Annotated in this window: 15 protein-coding genes; 9 read left to right on the top strand and 6 right to left on the bottom strand. The window is 68.9% G+C overall.

Going from position 1 to position 17,853, the window contains the following annotated elements; all coding sequences use genetic code 11:
• Positions 1–107 precede the first annotated feature (107 nt).
• Together RWQ91_RS04295 and RWQ91_RS04290 are read right to left on the bottom strand one after the other, a co-directional pair.
• Positions 108–2,219, bottom strand: a complete 2,112-nt coding sequence (locus RWQ91_RS04295; protein ID WP_314502847.1) for a S9 family peptidase — start codon at positions 2,217–2,219, stop codon at positions 108–110.
• 22 nt (positions 2,220–2,241) lie between these two features.
• Positions 2,242–3,900 (bottom strand): MFS transporter, encoded by a 1,659-nt coding sequence (locus tag RWQ91_RS04290; RefSeq protein WP_314502845.1) that lies wholly within the window; start codon positions 3,898–3,900, stop codon positions 2,242–2,244.
• 243 nt (positions 3,901–4,143) lie between these two features.
• Between RWQ91_RS04290 and RWQ91_RS04285 the strand changes: the two genes are divergently transcribed.
• From RWQ91_RS04285 to RWQ91_RS04265, 5 genes are all read left to right on the top strand, one after another.
• Complete coding sequence (locus RWQ91_RS04285) at positions 4,144–5,373, top strand: anion permease (protein WP_314502843.1); 1,230 nt, start codon at positions 4,144–4,146, stop codon at positions 5,371–5,373.
• On the top strand, positions 5,370–5,705 hold the full coding sequence (locus tag RWQ91_RS04280; RefSeq protein WP_314502841.1) for a peptidase: 336 nt from the start codon (positions 5,370–5,372) through the stop codon (positions 5,703–5,705). Before RWQ91_RS04285 ends, RWQ91_RS04280 begins: the two co-directional genes overlap by 4 nt.
• A gap of 42 nt (positions 5,706–5,747) precedes the next feature.
• Positions 5,748–6,650: a phosphodiesterase gene (locus RWQ91_RS04275; RefSeq protein WP_314502840.1), complete on the top strand. Its 903-nt coding sequence runs from the start codon at positions 5,748–5,750 to the stop codon at positions 6,648–6,650.
• A 150-nt stretch (positions 6,651–6,800) separates the two neighbouring features.
• Positions 6,801–8,258, top strand: coding sequence for an aspartate ammonia-lyase (locus tag RWQ91_RS04270; RefSeq protein ID WP_314502838.1), 1,458 nt, complete (start codon positions 6,801–6,803; stop codon positions 8,256–8,258).
• 81 nt (positions 8,259–8,339) lie between these two features.
• Positions 8,340–8,792: a DUF4190 domain-containing protein gene (locus tag RWQ91_RS04265; protein WP_314502836.1), complete on the top strand. Its 453-nt coding sequence runs from the start codon at positions 8,340–8,342 to the stop codon at positions 8,790–8,792.
• A 51-nt stretch (positions 8,793–8,843) separates the two neighbouring features.
• Here the strand turns inward: RWQ91_RS04265 and RWQ91_RS04260 are convergent, their stop codons facing one another.
• The gene (locus RWQ91_RS04260; protein WP_314502834.1) at positions 8,844–9,710 is read right to left on the bottom strand and encodes a fumarylacetoacetate hydrolase family protein; all 867 of its coding nucleotides are present in this window, start codon (positions 9,708–9,710) and stop codon (positions 8,844–8,846) included.
• A gap of 63 nt (positions 9,711–9,773) precedes the next feature.
• Between RWQ91_RS04260 and RWQ91_RS04255 the strand changes: the two genes are divergently transcribed.
• The 3 genes from RWQ91_RS04255 (at position 9,774) to RWQ91_RS04245 (ending at position 12,261) form a co-directional block, all read left to right on the top strand.
• Positions 9,774–11,006 carry a PrsW family glutamic-type intramembrane protease gene (locus RWQ91_RS04255; RefSeq protein ID WP_314502832.1) on the top strand — a complete coding sequence of 411 codons (1,233 nt, stop codon included), beginning with the start codon at positions 9,774–9,776 and terminating at the stop codon, positions 11,004–11,006.
• Between the two features lie 170 nt (positions 11,007–11,176).
• The gene (locus RWQ91_RS04250; protein WP_314502830.1) at positions 11,177–11,545 is read left to right on the top strand and encodes an FKBP-type peptidyl-prolyl cis-trans isomerase; all 369 of its coding nucleotides are present in this window, start codon (positions 11,177–11,179) and stop codon (positions 11,543–11,545) included.
• 155 nt (positions 11,546–11,700) lie between these two features.
• The gene (locus tag RWQ91_RS04245) at positions 11,701–12,261 is read left to right on the top strand and encodes a YceI family protein (RefSeq protein WP_314502828.1); all 561 of its coding nucleotides are present in this window, start codon (positions 11,701–11,703) and stop codon (positions 12,259–12,261) included.
• 51 nt (positions 12,262–12,312) lie between these two features.
• Here RWQ91_RS04245 and RWQ91_RS04240 read toward each other — a convergent pair whose 3' ends face one another.
• Positions 12,313–13,299, bottom strand: a complete 987-nt coding sequence (locus RWQ91_RS04240; RefSeq protein WP_314502826.1) for a DMT family transporter — start codon at positions 13,297–13,299, stop codon at positions 12,313–12,315.
• A 93-nt stretch (positions 13,300–13,392) separates the two neighbouring features.
• Positions 13,393–14,718, bottom strand: coding sequence for an MFS transporter (locus tag RWQ91_RS04235; RefSeq protein ID WP_314502824.1), 1,326 nt, complete (start codon positions 14,716–14,718; stop codon positions 13,393–13,395).
• A 153-nt stretch (positions 14,719–14,871) separates the two neighbouring features.
• Here RWQ91_RS04235 and rpsO point away from each other — a divergent pair, with 153 nt between their 5' ends.
• Positions 14,872–15,141: a 30S ribosomal protein S15 gene (rpsO, locus tag RWQ91_RS04230; protein ID WP_019180606.1), complete on the top strand. Its 270-nt coding sequence runs from the start codon at positions 14,872–14,874 to the stop codon at positions 15,139–15,141.
• Positions 15,142–15,225: 84 nt separating this feature from the next.
• Here the strand turns inward: rpsO and RWQ91_RS04225 are convergent, their stop codons facing one another.
• Positions 15,226–17,793, bottom strand: a complete 2,568-nt coding sequence (locus tag RWQ91_RS04225; RefSeq protein ID WP_314502819.1) for a LuxR C-terminal-related transcriptional regulator — start codon at positions 17,791–17,793, stop codon at positions 15,226–15,228.
• Positions 17,794–17,853: the final 60 nt, after the last annotated feature.

The raw sequence follows: 17,853 nt of genomic DNA, 5'->3' as shown, positions 1-17,853 counted from the left end.
GTCCGTCACGGTCTCAGGTGATGTCACCGTGACAGGATGATCGGCTCGCGAAAAGCCTGCGCCGGTGAGATCCCCTGTTCTCGTGGGCGTTTCGCAACCCCGACGCCTCAGTCGGCGGCGCCCACCACGTCCAGCAGCCAGGCGAGCTCGAAGGCACGCTCGCGCCACGCGTTGTAGCGCCCGCTCACCCCGCCGTGCCCGGCGACCATCTCGCACTTCAGCAGCGCGTCGGCGCCGACCTCGCGCAGCCGTGCGACCCATTTCGCCGGCTCGACGTACATCACGCGGGTGTCGTTGAGCGACGTGACGGCGAGGATCCGCGGGTATGGGACGTCCCGCACGTTCTCGTACGGCGAGTACGACTTCATGTACGCGTACACGTCGGCGTTGTGCAGCGGATCGCCCCATTCGTCCCACTCGATGACGGTCAGCGGCAGCGAGGGGTCCAGGATCGTCGTGAGCGCGTCGACGAAGGGGACGTCGGCCAGGATGCCGGCGAACAGCTCCGGGGCGAGGTTGGCCACGGCGCCCATCAGCAGCCCACCGGCTGAGCCGCCTTCGGCGACCATGCGATCGGCGGTCGTGTAGCCGTTCTCGATGAGGTGACGGGCGCAGTCGACGAAGTCCGTGAAGGTGTTGCGCTTGTGCAGCAGCTTGCCGTCCTCGTACCACTGGCGGCCCATCTCCCCGCCGCCGCGCACGTGCGCGACCGCGAAGATGACACCGCGGTCGAGCTCCGACAGGCGGGGCACTGAGAAGCCCGGCTCGATCGAGTGCTCGTACGACCCGTAGCCGTACAGGTGCACGGCGCGCGGCGCTTCTCCCGCCTCGCCGAACGAGCGCTTCCAGACCAGTGACATCGGGATGAGCGTCCCGTCCTGCGCGGTGGCCCACACCCGTGCCTGCGCGTAGTCGGCGGGTTCGTACCCGCCGAGCACGGGCTGGCGCTTGCGCAGCAGCAGCTCGCCGGTGGCGACCTCGTAGTCCAGCACGGTGCCGGGCGTGACGAACGACCCGTAGCCGAGCCGGATCAGCGGCGGCGCCCACTCGGGGTTGCCGCCCCCGCCCACCGAGTACAGCGGCTCGTCGAACTCGAGTTCCGAGACCGAATCGTCCGCGTACGAGAGCATGGCCATCCGCGCCAGTCCCTCCCTGCGGTAGGCCAGCACGCCCCAGTCGCGGAAGGTGGAAACCCCGAGCAGGCGCTGCCCCGGCCGATGGGGGACGACGACATCGCGCCTGCCGGCCGGGTCGGATGCCGCGACCTTGACGAGCTCGAAATCGAGCGCGCCGTCGTTGTGGAGGATGAACAGCACGTCCTCGCCGTCGATGACCGCGTGCGACGAGTCGTATTCGACCCCCTCGCGGCGCGGCCACACCACGCGCGGCTCGGAGCGGAGGTCGGCGGCATCCACGAGCCACTCCTCGGAGGTGATCGAGGAGCCCATTCCGATCACGAGGTAGCGGTCGCTGCGGGTGAAGCCCGCACCCAGCCAGTACCGCTCGTCCGGCTCGTGGAAGAGCGTGACGTCGTCCTCGACCGGCGTGCCGAGCTCATGGAGCCACACCGTGTCGGGGCGCCAGGCGTCGTCGACGGTCGTGTAGACGATGAACCGGCCGTCGGGCGAGAACGTGGCACCGGCGAACGTGTCGGGGATCTCGTCGGGCAGCTGCTCTCCGGTCACCAGGTCGCGCACGCGCACGGTGTAGCGCTCGTCGCCGGCCAGATCGACGCCGTACAGCATCCGGTTTCCGTCGGTCGTGATCTCGAAGCTGCCGAGCGAGAAGAACTCGTGGCCCTCCGCTTCGAGGTTGCCGTCGAGCAGCACCTGCTCGCCGTCGACGGCGATATCGGGGGAGAGCTCGGGGGGCGTCCAGTCATCGGGGGACGCGAGCGGTGCGCGGCATTGGATGCCGTACTGGCTGCCCTCGACGGTGCGTCCGTAGTACCACCAGTCGCCGCGGCGCGTGGGCACCGACAGGTCGGTCTCGAGCGTGCGGCCCTTGATCTCGTCGAAGATCGTCTCCTGCAGCCCGGCGAGGTGGGCGGTCCGGGCCCGGGTGTACGCGTTCTCCGCCTCGAGGTGCGCGATGACTTCGGCATCCTCCTTGGCGCGGAACCACTCGTAGGCGTCCTGCACCTCATCCCCGTGATGACTGCGGACGATCGGCTTGCGTGCGGCGACGGGAGGAACGGAGGGGACGGCTTCGATGGTCACCGTTCCACGCTAGTCGACCTGCTCAGGCGCGCGGCGGCGGTCGGTAGCCGTCCGCTGCCGACGGCTCGACGGCCTCGCCCTTGCGCGGGGACCGTCGCTCGGGCGCCTCGGACGGGATGCCGCGCGAGACCAGCAGGGACAGCAGCGCGAGCACGATCAGGCCGAAGAAGGCCGTGCGCAGCGATGAGAGCTGGGATTCGACGTAGATGAGCTCGAGCTCTGCAGCCTCGGCATCGCTGAGCCCCGACTCCTTGGCGATGCCCTGCACCGTCGAGGCGGGGATGATCTGCACGCCGCCCTCGGTGCGCTCGTTGACGATCGCCTGTGTCTCGTCCGGAAGAGTGCTCTCGGCGACGTTGGTGGCGAACGACGATGCGAGCGAGCCGATCAGGATGGATCCGATCAGCGCGGTGCCCAGCGACGAGCCCAGGTTCTGGAAGACCCCCTGCAGGCCGCCCACCTCGCTCGTGTCCTTCGCCGTCACCGAGGACATGTTCACGTTGCCCAGCTGGGAGGCGAGCAGGCCCAGCCCCGCGCCCGCAGCGAACATGCCGATGCCGAACGCGGGGCTGGACAGCTCCGGGTCGATGGCCGTCAGCAGGAGGATGGAGCTCGCCACCAGTACCCACTGACCGACCCGGACGACCCGTCGCGGTGACCATCGCGTGGACAGACGGGTGCCGAACACCGAGAAGAGGATCAGGGAGATCGACAGCGGGAAGATCCGCCAGCCGGTCTGCAGCGCATCGAAGCCCAGCGTCATCTGCAGGTAGACCGGCACCATGAAGAACAGTCCGGCGATGATCGCGTACTGGCCGCCCAGCACGCTCAGACCGCTGCGCAGCTGGCGGATCGACAGCAGATCCGCGTGGATCAGCGGCTCGCGCCCGTCGGCGACCAGCCGGCGCTGGCGCACGAAGAACAGCACGAGCAGCGCGACGCCGATGACGATCAGCCACGCGCTCAGCGAGATGCCGAGCGGCTCGATCTTCACGCCGTTCACCTCGGGCGAGTGCAGCGGCACGATCCATCCCCACACCTTGCTCTGCAGCATCCCGTAGACGACGGCCACGAGTCCGGCCGCGGACAGCACCACGCTGAGCACGTCGATGCGGATGCTGCGGCGCGCGGACTTCTCCGCGATTCGCCCGGCGAAGATCACCACGAAGACCAGGATCACGACCTCGCCGACGAAGACGTACCGCCAGCTGAAGTAGGTGGTCATGAAGCCGCCGATGAGCGGGCCGGCGGCCACGCCCGCGCCCGAGACCGCCCCGATCGCGGCGAAGGCGGTCACGCGCGCCCGGCCCTCGTAGTTGTCGGCCAGCAGAGCGGCGATCGCGGGGATCACGAGGACGGCGCCGAGGCCCTCGATGATCGACCAGCCCAGGAACAGCACCGCCATGTTGGGACTGAAGGCGGTCATGAGCGACCCCACGGCGTACACGATCGAGCCGATCACCAGTGCCCGCCGTCGCCCCCAGATGTCGCCGAGCTTCGCCCCGAGCAGCATCGTGGCGGCCATCGTGAGCGTGTAGAACGTGATGGCGCTCTGCATCGCGGTGACGCTGCTGTCGAGGTCCTCGACGACCGCCGAGATCGAGACGTTCATGACGGTGCTGTCCAGCACCATGACGAACTGGGCCGCGCCCAGGATCATCACGACGAACCACTTCTTCATCTGTCCACCCGACTCTGCCCCGGCGAGGGGGGCGTGCTCATTCAACACCTCGGGATGCCGAGCCCGCGTCACGCCCGGCGGGTGATGCCGCCTGCCTGGCAAGCACCTGAGTTGACCGCAGGCGGGGGCGGTGTAAGGATTCTCCTGACCGGTTGCCGGTTCCTTAATTCGCCGTGAACTCTTCGTTCGCAACGCCGATCCCGTCGGCACCACATTTCTTTCACTTCCTACGGAAAGCGAACGGTGGAAACCGCAACCCTGATCGTCGTGCTGGTGATCGTGCTGGCGCTGTTCTTCGACTTCACGAACGGCTTCCACGACACGGCCAACGCGATGGCGACGCCCATCGCGACCGGTGCTCTCAAGCCCAAGGTCGCGGTGCTGCTGGCCGCCATCCTCAACCTCGCCGGCGCGTTCCTGTCCACGGAGGTCTCGCAGACGATCTCGCACGGCATCATCCGCGAGGATCAGATCAATCCGAATGCGTTCCTGCCGCTGATCTTCGCCGGCCTGATCGGTGCGATCACCTGGAACATGTTCACGTGGCTGCTGGGGCTTCCCTCGAGCTCGTCGCATGCGCTGTTCGGCGGCCTGATCGGCGCGACGATCGTCGGTGCCGGCTGGATGGCGATCGACTACAGCGTCGTGCTCAGCAAGGTGATCCTGCCCGCCGTCCTCGCCCCCTTGACCGCCGGACTCATCGCCTTCACCGCCACGCGCATCGCGTATGCCATCACCCGTCGCTACGACGCGAAGCCCGATGGCAGGGACGGCTTCCGCTTCGGGCAGATCTTCACGTCCTCGCTCGTCGCGCTCGCGCACGGCACGAATGACGCGCAGAAGACCATGGGCGTGATCACGCTCACCCTCATCATCGCCGGGGTGCAGAGCCCGGCGCAGACGGCGCCCGAGCTGTGGGTGATCCTCGCGTGCGGCATCACGATCGCCCTCGGCACGTACATGGGCGGATGGCGCATCATCCGCACCCTCGGCAAGGGTCTGACCGACGTCAAGCCGGCTCAGGGCTTCTCGGCCGAGTCCTCGACCGCTGCGACGATCCTGTCCTCGAGCGCCCTCGGCTTCGCACTGTCCACGACGCAGGTCGCGTCCGGCTCGGTCATCGGATCGGGGCTGGGCCGCCGCGGCGCGACAGTGCGGTGGCGGACGGCCGGGCGCATCATGGTGGGCTGGGTCTTCACGCTTCCCGCCTCCGGGGCCGTGGGTGGTGCCATGGCGCTGATGGTGGTGTGGCTCGGCGGCTGGGGCATCCTGATCGACGCCGTCTTCGCCGTCGTGGTCATCCTCACGATCTTCCTCCTGTCGCGTCGCAACGCGGTCACGGCTGCCAACGCCATGAGCGAGGTCGCCGAGTCGGGAACGGCCGTCAAGGTCAAGCGCAATCCGCCGCCGACCCGCCGTCAGCGCGCCGCCGTGCGTGACGAGGCCCTTCGTGAGAAGGAGGGTTCGAAATGAGCCTGGAGATCGACTGGTTCGCGTTCGTGCAGGTCTTCCTGGCCGCGCTTCTGGCGAGTGTGCTCGTGGTCGGCTTCTACTCGCTCGGGCTGCGCCTGCTGGTGCGCGCCGGACGCGTGCCGGTGGTGGCTCCGGCGGAGTTCACCGACGCGATCACCGTGATCACCGCGAAGGACTCACAGCGCGCAGCCAAGGCGGCCGCCAAGGCCGCGAAGAAGAACCCCCTCACCCCCGGCCAGCGCCAGGTCGCCGCCGTCGGCGCCTACCTCTCCTTCGGGATGTGCGGACTCGCCGTCCTCGGCGGTCTGCTGCTCATCGTCTTCAACCACTGACCGCCCCGCGGCCCGGTCGGCGGCCCCCCGTAGGCTGGTCGCATGGTCCCGCAGTTCGGTCAGTACCCGCCGGCACGACGCACGATCCTGCACCTGAGCGACACCCACCTCCTGGCTGGTGACGTGCCGTTGGGCGGACGCTACGACACCGCCGCGAACCTGAAGCGAACACTCCATGCCGTCGAGGCGCTGCAGATCCGTCCCGACGCGGTCGTGTTCACCGGCGACCTCACCGATCTCGGGGAGCCGGACGCGTACCGCGCGCTGCGCGACGCGATCGAACCGGTCGCCGAGCGTCTGGGCGCCCCGATCGTCTGGGTCGCCGGCAATCACGACGAACGGCCCGCGCTGCGCCGGGACCTGCTGGGCCTCGAGGCGACCGAAGAGCCGGTGACGGCCGTGCACGACCTCGACGGCCTCCGCCTGATCGTGCTGGATACCACCGTGCCGGGATGGCATCACGGAGACCTGGATGACGCGCAGCTGGACTGGCTCGAGCGCGAGCTGTCCGCTTCCGCCCCGCTCGGGACGATCCTGGCCATGCACCACCCCCCGCTGCCGTCCCATATCCCGCTGTTCGACATCCTCGAGCTGCGCGACCAGGGCCGGCTCGGCCGCGTCATCGCCGGCACCGATGTGCGCGCAATCCTCGCCGGTCACCTGCACTACTCCACGAGCGGCACGTTCGCGGGGGTTCCGGTCAGCGTCGCCGCGGCCACCTGCTACACGATGGACCTGGCGCGCCCCGCCGCCGAGGTGAACGGCATGGACGCCGGCCAGTCGTTCCATCTCGTGCACGTGTACGACGACACGATCACCCACGCCGTGGTGCCGGTGGTGGATGCGCTGACGGGCGAGTACTTCTCCGCAGAGTGGGTGCAGCACATGGCGGCGCTGACCCCGGCGGAGCGCCTCGAGGCCTTCTCGCGCAAGCCGGGCCGCTGACGCGCTGGCGCCGCCGCGCCCGTGGCGGTCGCCGTGGTGTACAGCATCCGTTCCGGCGTTGTCCGCGCTGTACGGGGGCATCCTCGAGGGTCGCGAGTAATCTCGAAGCATCCCATCACATCGCCGTGACCGACCCACGAGGACACACACATGGCTCTGGACGCAATGACGCGCACACGTATCGAGACCGACTCCCTGGGATCCATGGAGATCCCCGCCGACGCATACTGGGGGATCCACACCGCTCGCGCGCTGGAGAACTTCCCCGTGTCGAAGCGTCCGATCTCGGTCTACAAGGATCTCGTCCGCGGGCTGGCGATGGTCAAGCAGGCCTCCGCCCGCGCCAATCGCGACATCGGCGCTCTCGACCCTGACAAGGCCGACCTCATCGACCGGGCGTCTCAGCTGGTGATCGACGGCGCCTACCACGACGAGTTCGTCGTCGGCGTGATCCAGGGGGGCGCCGGCACGTCGACCAACATGAACGCGAACGAGGTGATCACCAACATCGCGCTCGAGCTGGCCGGGCGCGAGAAGGGCGATTACGGCTTCCTCTCGCCGATCGATGACACGAACCGCTCGCAGTCGACGAACGACGTGTATCCCACCGCGATCAAGGTGGGTCTCGGACTCGACCTGCTGACCCTGCTGGATGAGCTCGACCTCCTGCGGCGCGCCTTCCTGGCGAAGGCCGTCGAGTTCCACGACATCCTCAAGGTCGGCCGGACGCAGCTGCAGGATGCGGTCCCGATGACTCTCGGGCAGGAGTTCCACGGGTTCGCCACGACCCTCGGCGAGGATCACAGCCGCCTGAAGGAGAACGCCTACCTGCTGTGCGAGATCAACATGGGCGCGACAGCGATCGGCACCGGCATCACCACGCATCCGGAGTACGGCAAAGCCGTGCTCCACCACCTCCGCGAGATCACGGGTCTGGACCTGGAGACGGCGACCGACCTCGTGGAGTCGACCAGCGACACCGGCGCATTCATGTCGTTCTCCTCGACCCTCAAGCGCAACGCGGTCAAGCTGTCGAAGATCTGCAACGACCTGCGGCTGCTTTCGTCGGGCCCGCAGGCGGGTTTCGGCGAGATCAACCTGCCCGCCCGCCAGGCGGGGTCCAGCATCATGCCCGGCAAGGTCAACCCGGTGATCCCGGAGGTCGTCAACCAGGTCGCGTTCGCGGTGGTCGGTGCGGACATGACGGTGACGATGGCGGTGGAGGCGGGTCAGCTGCAGCTGAACGCGTTCGAACCGGTGATAGCTCATTCGCTGTTCCAGTCGATCACCTGGATGCGGCGCGGCATGTACACGCTGCGCGTGAACTGCGTGGACGGAATCACCGCGAACCACGAGCGGCTCGGCGCCATGGTCGGCGCGTCCGTCGGCGTGATCACCGCGCTGACGCCGTACATCGGCTACGCCGCGGCTGCGGCGCTCGCCAAGACGGCCCTCCTGACCGGACGCAACGTCGCCGACCTCGTCGTCGAAGCGGGGCTCATGTCGCGCGACGAAGTCATCAAGCAGCTGTCGCCGGCCAGGCTCTCGGGCCTGGAGACCGTCACCGCCGCGATCCCGATCATCCAGGCGGGCGAGACCCACCCGTGACCGACGGCGTGTCGGTCGTTGCCGACGCGCCGCAGTGAGCGCTAGCGTTCGAAGGCACAGCTTCCTTCGAAAGGACCTCCGATGACCGATCCGCAGAACCCCGACGTCCCGCCGCCGCCCGCGTACAACTCCGCGCCGCCGCCCGCCTACGACGCCGCACCTCCGCCCGCCTACTCGTCCGCGCCGCCCGCGCCGTATGGTGCACCGGCGAACGCGCCGATCCCGGGACGGACTCTCGGCATCGTCGCGCTCATCGTGGCGATCTTCTTCAACGTCATCGGCCTGATCCTGGGCATCGTCGCACTCGTCCAGAGCCGCAAGGCCGGTCACAAGAACGGGTTCGCCGTCGCGGCGATCATCGTGGGCGCCGTTCTGACGGTGCTCGGCATCATCATCGCCATCATCGCCTTCAGCGCCTTCGCGGCGGCGGCGGGATACGCCAGCGAGGTGTTCCAGGCCTGTCAGGCCGTCGACTTCTCGGGGACGGTCACCGTTCAAGGCGTGAGCGTCGACTGCAGCACCATCAGCCGCTGATCGATCGCACACGAGCGCCCGTCACCCCGGTGGCGGGCGTTCGCCGTGTGGTCAGCCCAGGATCCGGCAGTGCGTGGTCAGCGCGCCGATGCCGTCGATACCGACCGTCACCGTCGAGCGATCGCGCAGGAAGACCTGGGGGTCCCGCGAGTACCCGGCTCCGCCCGGGCTTCCGGTGGAGATGAGCGTCCCGGGCAGCAATGTCGCGGACTTCGAAAGGTGCGAGATCAGCGTGGCGACCGGCCGCACCATCTGGTTCGTCGACGCGTCCTGCAGTGTGCGCCCGTCCAGCACGGTCCAGATGTGCAGGTCCTGCGGGTCGGGGACCTCGTCCGCCGTGACGACGAACGGACCGGTGGGGGTGAAGCCGTCGAAAGACTTGCAGCGCGACCATTGCGCCTCGGAGTACTGGATGTCCCGGGCGGTGATGTCGTTGACGACGGTGTAGCCCCAGACGTGCGAGAGCGCATCGTCGGCTGACACGTCCTTCGCCGGCGTGCCGATGATCACTCCGAGCTCGGCTTCGTAGTCCACGGACTCGCTCAGCGAGCGGGGCCAGGTCGTCGTGGCGTCGTGACCGGCCAGGGAGTTCGGCCACAGGACGAACACCGTCGGCGTGGAATCCGTCTTCAGCCCCAGTTCGCTGGAGTGCGCCGCGTAGTTCAAGCCGATCGCGAGGATCACCGGGGGAGTGAGCAGAGCTGACGCGTACGCCACCTCGGACAGGGGAAGGCGCGGACCCGCGTGCTCTGCGGCATCCCGCACCCGGGACAGCAGCTCGTCGCCGCCGGCGATCAGGTCCTCCAGGAAGCGCGGGGCGCCGACGAACAGGTCCTCCACGATCAGCGCCGTCTCGTCGTGCACCACCGCGAGGCGAGGCTCTTCGGATCCCGGCAGGGACACGTGGGCGAAGCGCATTCCTCCACGCTACCGGGCCGCCGGTGCCGGTGCGTCGCTCACGCCGGCCCCTATGCTGTGCGCATGACGTATGACCCCCGGCAGCCCGACGGCCGGAACCCCGACGGCGGGCCCTCGCTGACGCCACCCTCGTTCGCCTCCCCCTTGGCGCAGCCGCGCGTGGCCCAGGGTGCGCAGATCGCTCCCGCGCCGATCTCGCCGGCGGCGGTTCCGGTCCGGCCTCGCGCCGGACGCTCGGCACCGGTGTGGATCATCGGCGTCATCTTCATCGTCCTGGTGGCTCTGGTCGGCTATTTCCTCAGCGCGATCGGCCCCGCGGCGTCGATCATCGGGATGCTGCTCGCCTTCGTCCCGCTGACCGCAGTGGTGCTGGCGGTGCGCCTCATCGACCGCTGGGAGCCGGAGCCGCGGGGTCTGCTCGTGCTTGCCGTCGCGTGGGGCGCGGTCGCCGCCGTGGGAATCGCGCTCGGTGTCGATCTGCTGATCACGCTGGTGCTGGGCGTGGACGACTCGCCCTTGCGGGAGGCGTTCTCGGCCGTGGTGCAGGCGCCCATCGTCGAGGAGTTCGGCAAGGGACTGGGCGTCCTGCTGATCTTCCTCACCGCGCGTCGCGCATTCGACGGGCCCGTGGACGGCGTGGTGTACGGGGCGCTGGTCGGAGCGGGTTTCGCCTTCACCGAGAACATCCAGTACTTCGCGATCAGCTTCCTCGAAGGCGGCGTGGTGGATGTCACCACCACGTTCTTCGTGCGCGGCATCCTCTCGCCTTTCGCCCACGTGATGTTCACGAGCATCACCGGCTTCGCCCTCGGCCTGGCCGCGCGGCGCGGAGCGCGCGGGATGGGAGCGCTGGGGGCCTGGGTGCTGGGCATGATGGGCGCGATGATGCTGCACGCGCTCTGGAACGGCTCGGCAGTGTTCGGCGATTTCTTCCTGCTGTATCTCACGCTTCAGGTGCCGCTGTTCGTCGGGTTCATCCTCGGCGTCATCACCCTGCGCCGCGAGGAGGCGCGGGTGACCCGTGCGCGACTCGGCGATTACGCGGCAGCGGGGTGGTTCACGCCGCAGGAGGTCGACATGCTCGCAACGGGTCCGGGCCGCAAGGCCGCACTGGCCTGGGCGCAGAGTCTGCGCGGTGACCGCACCCGGATCATGAAGTCCTTCATCGCGGACGCCACGGCCCTCGCCGCTGCCCGGCAGCGCGCGATCACCGGACGCGACCCGAACGCGCGTGAGGACGAGCAGGTGCTTCTGGCCCGCACGACCGCCGCGCGTGCGGCGATGTTCGCGCCCTAGCGGGTCGGAGATCGACCCCGCGCAAACACCCAGCGCCCGGGTCCGCGGCAAGGCCTGCGTGACGTCCGGGCGCTGAGTTGTCCTGCCTTCAGAGTGCCGTGGACGTGACGGTGTGTCAAGGGCGCGCCCGCCGCTTTGACCCGGGCGCAACCCTCGGGTTGGATGGACTCATGACTGATGACCGCACCAAGCCCGAGATCGACGCGCCCCAGGGTCCCGCACCCGATGACCTCGTCATCCGCGACCTCATCGTCGGCGAAGGCGCCGAGGCGAAGCCCGGCGACACCGTGACCGTTCACTACGCCGGCGTCGAGTACGAGACCGGCGAGGAGTTCGACTCGTCGTGGAACCGCGGCGAGAGCATCCAGTTCCCGCTGCGCGGCCTGATCCAGGGCTGGCAGGACGGCATCCCGGGCATGAAGGTGGGTGGCCGACGCGAACTGGTGATCCCCCCGCACCTGGCGTACGGCCCCGCCGGCGGCCACTTCCTGGGCGGGAAGACCCTGATCTTCGTGATCGATCTCATCTCGGTGGGCTGAGCGCGGATCGATGATCCGACGGGGTCCGGATGCTGCGGCATCCGGACCCCGTTCTCGTGGAATTTTCATTCAGGGGAATAGATCTTCTCGCAGGACGTTGCAACACCTTGACCGCGTCGCTTCCGGCGACGTCTCCACCGACACGAAGGATCATCATGACCGACACGACCACGATCGACATTCCGGGCTACAAGGCGGGCACCTGGGTGCTGGACCCCTCTCACAGCGAGGTCGGCTTCACGGTCCGCCACATGATGATCTCGAAGGTGCGTGGTCACTTCGCGATGAAGAGCGCGACCCTCATCGCCCCGGCGAACCCGCTCGAGGCCAAGGTGGAGGCGCACGTGGACGCCGCCTCGCTCGACACGAAGGATCAGGGTCGCGACCAGCACCTTCGCTCGGCGGACTTCTTCGACGTCGAGACCTACCCCTCGATCGACTTCGTCTCGACCGGTGTGCGCATCGTCGACGGCGAGATGCTGGTCGACGGCGACCTGACCATCCGCGGCACCACGAAGCCGGTCACGTTCGAATTCGACTTCGGCGGATTCGGCTCCGACCCCTGGGGAAACTACAAGGCGGGTGCGACGGCCAAGACCGTCATCAATCGCGAGGACTTCGGCCTGACGTGGAACGCCGCGCTCGAGACCGGTGGCGTTCTGGTCGGCAAGGATGTCACCATCACGCTCGACCTGCAGGGCGCTTTCCAGGAGTGACCTGATCGAGGCAGGAAGGGGGATGCCGTCGGCATCCCCCTTTCGTCGTCTTCAGGCTCGGCGGCGCAGCCGCAACCGGTCCTGAGCGAGCAGGATGCCGAGGAACACGACGAGTGCACCGACCGGCTCGTTCCAGGACAGCCCTTCTCCGAGCACCAGGATGCCCAGCGCCACGCCGACCACCGGGGTGATGTAGGTGACCGTGGATGCCCGGGTCGGTCCCCAGGCGCGAAGGGTGTTCTGATTCCAGATGTACGCGACTCCGGTGCCCAGGCAGCCGAGCAGGACGACACTGCCGACGATCCACGGATCGAGCCGCACCGGAGAAAGGGCGACGACCGGCGTGAGCAGCGCCATGATCGCCGCCGCGATGCCGATGTTCAGGAACGAGAACATCAGTGCGCTCATGCCGGAGTTCGAGACGAACCTGCGCATGTACGCCAGGCTGAATCCGTAGCACGCGGTCGCACCGAGGACCGCGAACTGGGCGAGGAGGCTCTGGTTCAGGTCCAGACCCTGCCACGGGGCGATGATGACCATCACCCCGAGGATGCCCACGAGGATCCCGGCGATCTGCCCGGCCTTGAGCTTCTCGACGCGGAACAGCAGTCCCGCCATCACCGCGGTCATGATCGGCGTGGTCGCGTTGTAGATGCTGGCCAGGCCCGAGGTGACGTGCTGCTGCGCCCACGAGAACAACAGGAACGGCACGACGCAGAACGTGACGGCGAGCACCGTCATGTGCACCCAGATCCTGACGCGGCGCGGCAGCGGCTCACGACGCAGCGCGACGAACAGGCCCAGCGTCAGTCCGCCCAGGACGAGCCGGGACCAGGCCACCTGGCCGGCGGAGAGCCCCTCGAGGGCCACCTTCATGAACAGGAAGCTGGACCCCCAGATGACGCCGGTGAGGAGGAACTGCACCGCGATCCAGCCCTGCGACGGCAGGCGTGCGGCCTCGCCCCGCTCGGACGGGACCGAGTCCGACACCGCCGCGGGAACCGGGGACGCGGCGTGGGCGGGCGACGGGGTGGACACCCGGCGAGCCTAGCCTCGGCGTCGGACTCGGGGGAGCAGAAGCGGATGCCGCGTCCGAAATCCGCCGATGTGCGACGCTCCGGCGACGGTCGGTCAGGGCTCGGGATGCTGCGCGTCGTACACCCGGAACCGCGGGCTCAGGCGCACGAGCAGGGCGACGAGGCCGATGATGACGAATCCGCCGAGCAGCGGCGGCACCCACAGCGCGGTGAGGGTGGCCAGCGTGCCGGCGTAGAGGGCGCCGAGTCGAGGCCCTCCCGCGACGACGACGATGAACACGCCCTGCAGCCGACCCCGGATCGCGTCCGGCACCGCCGCCTGGACCATCGTGTTGCGGAAGATCGAGCTCACGTTGTCCGCGGCGCCCGAGACCACCAGGCACAGCGCCGCCGCCACGATGAGCACGACGTTGGGGCTCGTGCCGTCGACCCCCCCGGGCGCGAACCAGCCGAACGCGGCCGCGCCGAGCACCAGACCGAACGCGGCGATCGAGCCGCCGTAGACCAGGATCGCGCGCTCGATCCCGAGCCCTTGGCGGCGGACGCGACCGGCGGGACCCGAGAACAGGCTGGAGAAGAACGCGCCGACGGCCACCGAAGCGGTCAGCGCCCCGGTCGTGATCGGGCCACCGCCCAGCAGCACCGCGCCGATCGCCGGCATGAGGGCGAGCGGCTGGCCGAAGGTCATGGCGATGATGTCGAGGATGAACTGCAGCCGGATGTTGGACGCGCGTGTGAGAAAGCGCCAGCCGTCGCGCAGCGAGTCCAGCCCGGGGCGCACGATCGTCCCTTCGGGGCGGATGCTGGGCAGGGTCCACAGTCCGAGGAACAGCGAACTCATCAGCAGGACGTCGATCGAGTAGGTCCAGGCATACCCGGCGAAGGCGACCAGGATGCCGGCGAGGGCCGGCCCCACCATCACCATGATCCCGAACGTGATGCCGTTGAGGGCGGATGCGGCCGGCAGCAGCTCGCGCGGAATCAGGCGCGGCACGATCGCCTGGCGCGCGGCCATCACGACGGTGTTCGCTGCGGCGTTGACGATGCTGAGCGCATACAGCCACCACACGGTCTCCAGCTGAGCCCACGCCAGGGTCGCCAGGAGAACCGTCGAGCCGAGCGTGATGGTCGCCGCGACCAGAGCCACCCGGCGACGATCGAACGCGTCGGCCAGCATCCCGCCGTACAGACCCGCGACGATCATCGGCAGCAGACCCACCACGGCGATCATCGCGACCGCGAAGGTCGAGCCGGTCAGGTCGTACATGTGCAGCATGATCGCCACGATCGTGAGCTGGCCGCCGAGGCCGGCCAGCGTCGAGCCGATCCACATGCGCGTGAACGCGGGGCTGGCCCGGAACGGACTCAGGTCGATGAAGTGGCTGCGGTCGATGAAGCGGAGGCGACGCAGTCCGGGCATCCTTCGAGGCTAACCCGCTCCGGGTGGAGCCGGTTCTGCGGGCGACCACCGGCTGGTAGACTCTTCAGGTTGCCGTTCGATCGGCCGCGGATAAAGAGAGCCCACGCATCAGGCGATGGGCGCCGCGCAATGACGAGAAAGGGGATCCCATCTATGCCACTCGAATCTGACGCCAAGAAGGCGATCATCGAAGAGTACGCGACGCACCCCGGTGACACCGGATCCCCCGAGGTGCAGGTCGCGATGCTGACGCAGCGCATCAAGGACCTTACAGAGCACCTGAAGGAGCACAAGCACGACCACCACTCGCGTCGTGGGCTGTTCCTGATGGTCGGTCAGCGCCGTCGTCTGCTCGGCTACCTCCAGGACATCGACATCGCGCGCTACCGCTCGCTGATCGAGCGCCTGGGACTCCGCCGCTAGTCGCACCCAGCGCACATCGCTTTCTGAAAGGCCGCCCCCGGTGTGGGGCGGCCTTTCGCATCGACGCGCGCCGTGCGCGTCCGCTCAGAGCAGCCCCAGCTCGCTCGCACGGCTCACCGCAGCACTGCGGTTGGGCGCGTCGAGCTTCCGGTAGATGTGCGCCATGTGCGTCTTGATCGTGTTGACGGAGACGAAGAACTGCGCGGCGAGTTCGGCGTTGGTCAGTCGCGTCGGCAGGAATGCGAGCAGCTCCCTCTCCCGGTCGGTCAGGGGTTCGCTCAGTACGGCGTCGGCCGGAGCGCGAAGCTGCTCGCGTGCGCACTCCATCACCTGTCGGCGAAGGGGCGTCGGGCGGTCGGGGAGGCTCTCGATCAGTCTGATGACCTCTGGCCCCGCCCAGACGAACGCCGAGACGATCCCGTGCTCGGATGCGACTTCCAGCGCGTCGGCGAGGCGACGCCGCGACTCCACTGCTCTGCCTTCGGCGTGCGCGAGCCATGCGGTCAGGACGGCGTGCTCGACCGTTGCGAGCGGATGCTCCTCGCTGGGGACGAAGGCCGCGGCATCCAGTGCCGCCTTCGCCTCTGCCACCCGCTTGTCGGCGAGCGCGGCCGACACGCTCTCCACGAGCATGGCGGACCAGGACTCGCCGGCGCGGCCCGAGGGGGAGGATTCGCCCGCGAGCCGGCGCCCTCGACGCGCCGCGGCATCGAGCGCATCGCGCACGATGGGAGGAGCGGCCTTGGCCGGCTCGCCGGCGGGCGAAGCCGGATCGCCCGCCAGGACGGCGTGCAGGTGGGAGATCCACATGAGCTGCGTACGTCGGTTGGATGCCGCGCGAACGGCCCCTTCGTGGCGGGCGAAGGACGCCGCCTGCGGACGGCCGCGGTGGATCGCGACGAGGGACAGGGCGAGGTAGGCATCGGCGGGCGCGGCGTGCGCCAGCAGGCCGACGTCGCGCGCGAGCTGCAGAGCTTCGTCTGCGAGCTTCTGGGCGATGACCAGCCGGCCCGACCACGCCTCGAGCAGCGCTTCGGTGCCCAGCATGTGAACGCGATAAACGGAGTACTGGGCGCCCGGGGAGTCGAGCGTGCGACGCAGCGATCTGCGGGCCTCCGCCAGGTCGCCGGCATAGAAGTGCGCCCGGGCGAGCGAGCCCGATGCGACGGTTTCCAGCAGCGTCGGGTGCGTCAGTCCGATCAGGTCGGGAGGCATGACGTCGCGATGTTCGCGCAGACTTCTCAGCGCCTCATGGGCGGCATCCAGCGACACCTTCACCTGGGGACGGAACTGCACGCGCGCTGCGATGTAGGCGCGCGCGATCATCACGATGCCCAGGGGGACGTCCGGGCGGGCGACCAGCCCGCGCAGGACGTCTTCGCTCACGGCGGCCTGGCCGCTGAATCCCAGGACCATTCCGTAGAGCGCTTCGGCGTCGGGCCGGGCGAACCGCTCGGCGTCCGGGATGGCGCCCAGCCACTGTGCCACCGTGGCGGAGTGCCCCCGTTCGAACACCTCCCGGCCTCGCGAGAGGATCAGGTCCATCGCCCGGTCCCACGCGCGGGCGTGCAGGAAGCACTCGACCGCCGAAGCGATGTCGCCCTGCTGCGCGAACCAGTCGCCCGCGGCGATCACGATGCGCTCCTCGTCGCCCGGAAACGCTGCCCGCAGGCGATAGCGCAGCAGGTCGCGGAACAGATGGTGGAACCGGAACCACTCGTTCAGCGGGTCGACGGGAACCACGAACATCGAGTCGCGCTCGAGCTCATCGAACAGTTGCGCCGCACCGGATACGTGCAGCACCGATTCGACGAGCTCGGGTGACATCCGATCCAGCGCCGAGAGCCTCAGCAGCAGGTCGCGTCGCTCGTCCGACTGTGCGGCGAGGACCTCTTCGCTCAGGTAGTCGGAGATGAGCCGGTCGGTGCCGGCCAGCCGTCGGGCGAACAGGGCAGGGTCCTCCTGGTTGCGCAGGCTGATGGCGGTCAGCTGTACGCCGGCTGCCCACCCTTCCGTCGTGTCCACGACCGACGCGACGGTCGCCTGGGCGGCCTGCTCACCCGCGATGCGGCGCAGCACCTCGGCGGTCACCTCGTCGTCGAACGCGAGTTCGGCCTGCCTCAACTCGAGCAGGCCGTACTTCAGGCGGTGCCTGCTGAGGGCGAGGCGGCGGTCGCCGCGCGAGGCGAAGACCATGTGGACGGACCCGGGGAGGTGGTCCGCGAGCCACCAGAGGTCCTCCAGCAGTGCGCGATTGGTGAGCACGTGCAGATCGTCGAACACCAGCACCGTCCCCGGGTGGTCGGCCAGCAGGGCGCTCACCGCCTCCAGCAGCGGTTGACCGAGGCTCCCGCCGCCGATCGCCAGCAATGGTCCGAGCTCGACGACGGTCGGGTCGAATGCGGCGAGCTGTTCGAGCAGCTTGCGCGCGAAGCGGGTCGGGTCTTCATCGGTCGACTCGATGCCCAGCCAGAGGAAGCGCAGGTCGGGGCGGGACGCCGCCCATTGGGAGAGGAGCACGGTCTTGCCGGAGCCGGCGGGCGCGACCAGCAGCGTGAGAGGCGCCCCCAGCGCCGCGTCCAGCCGCCGGCGCAGATGCGGTCTGTCGACGGCATGCGCGGGTGCGCTCGGCACCGCGGTCGTCATCGGCATCTGGTTCCCGTTCCCCGCCCCGGTGAATCACCCTGTCCGGATGAGGGTCCGCCGAGGGTC

The organism is uncultured Microbacterium sp. (assembly GCF_963524805.1).
In the GTDB taxonomy this organism is placed as follows: Bacteria; Actinomycetota; Actinomycetes; order Actinomycetales; family Microbacteriaceae; genus Microbacterium.
The sequence above is the reverse complement of the archived record's forward strand: the minus strand, read 5'-3'. Positions and strand labels throughout refer to the sequence as shown.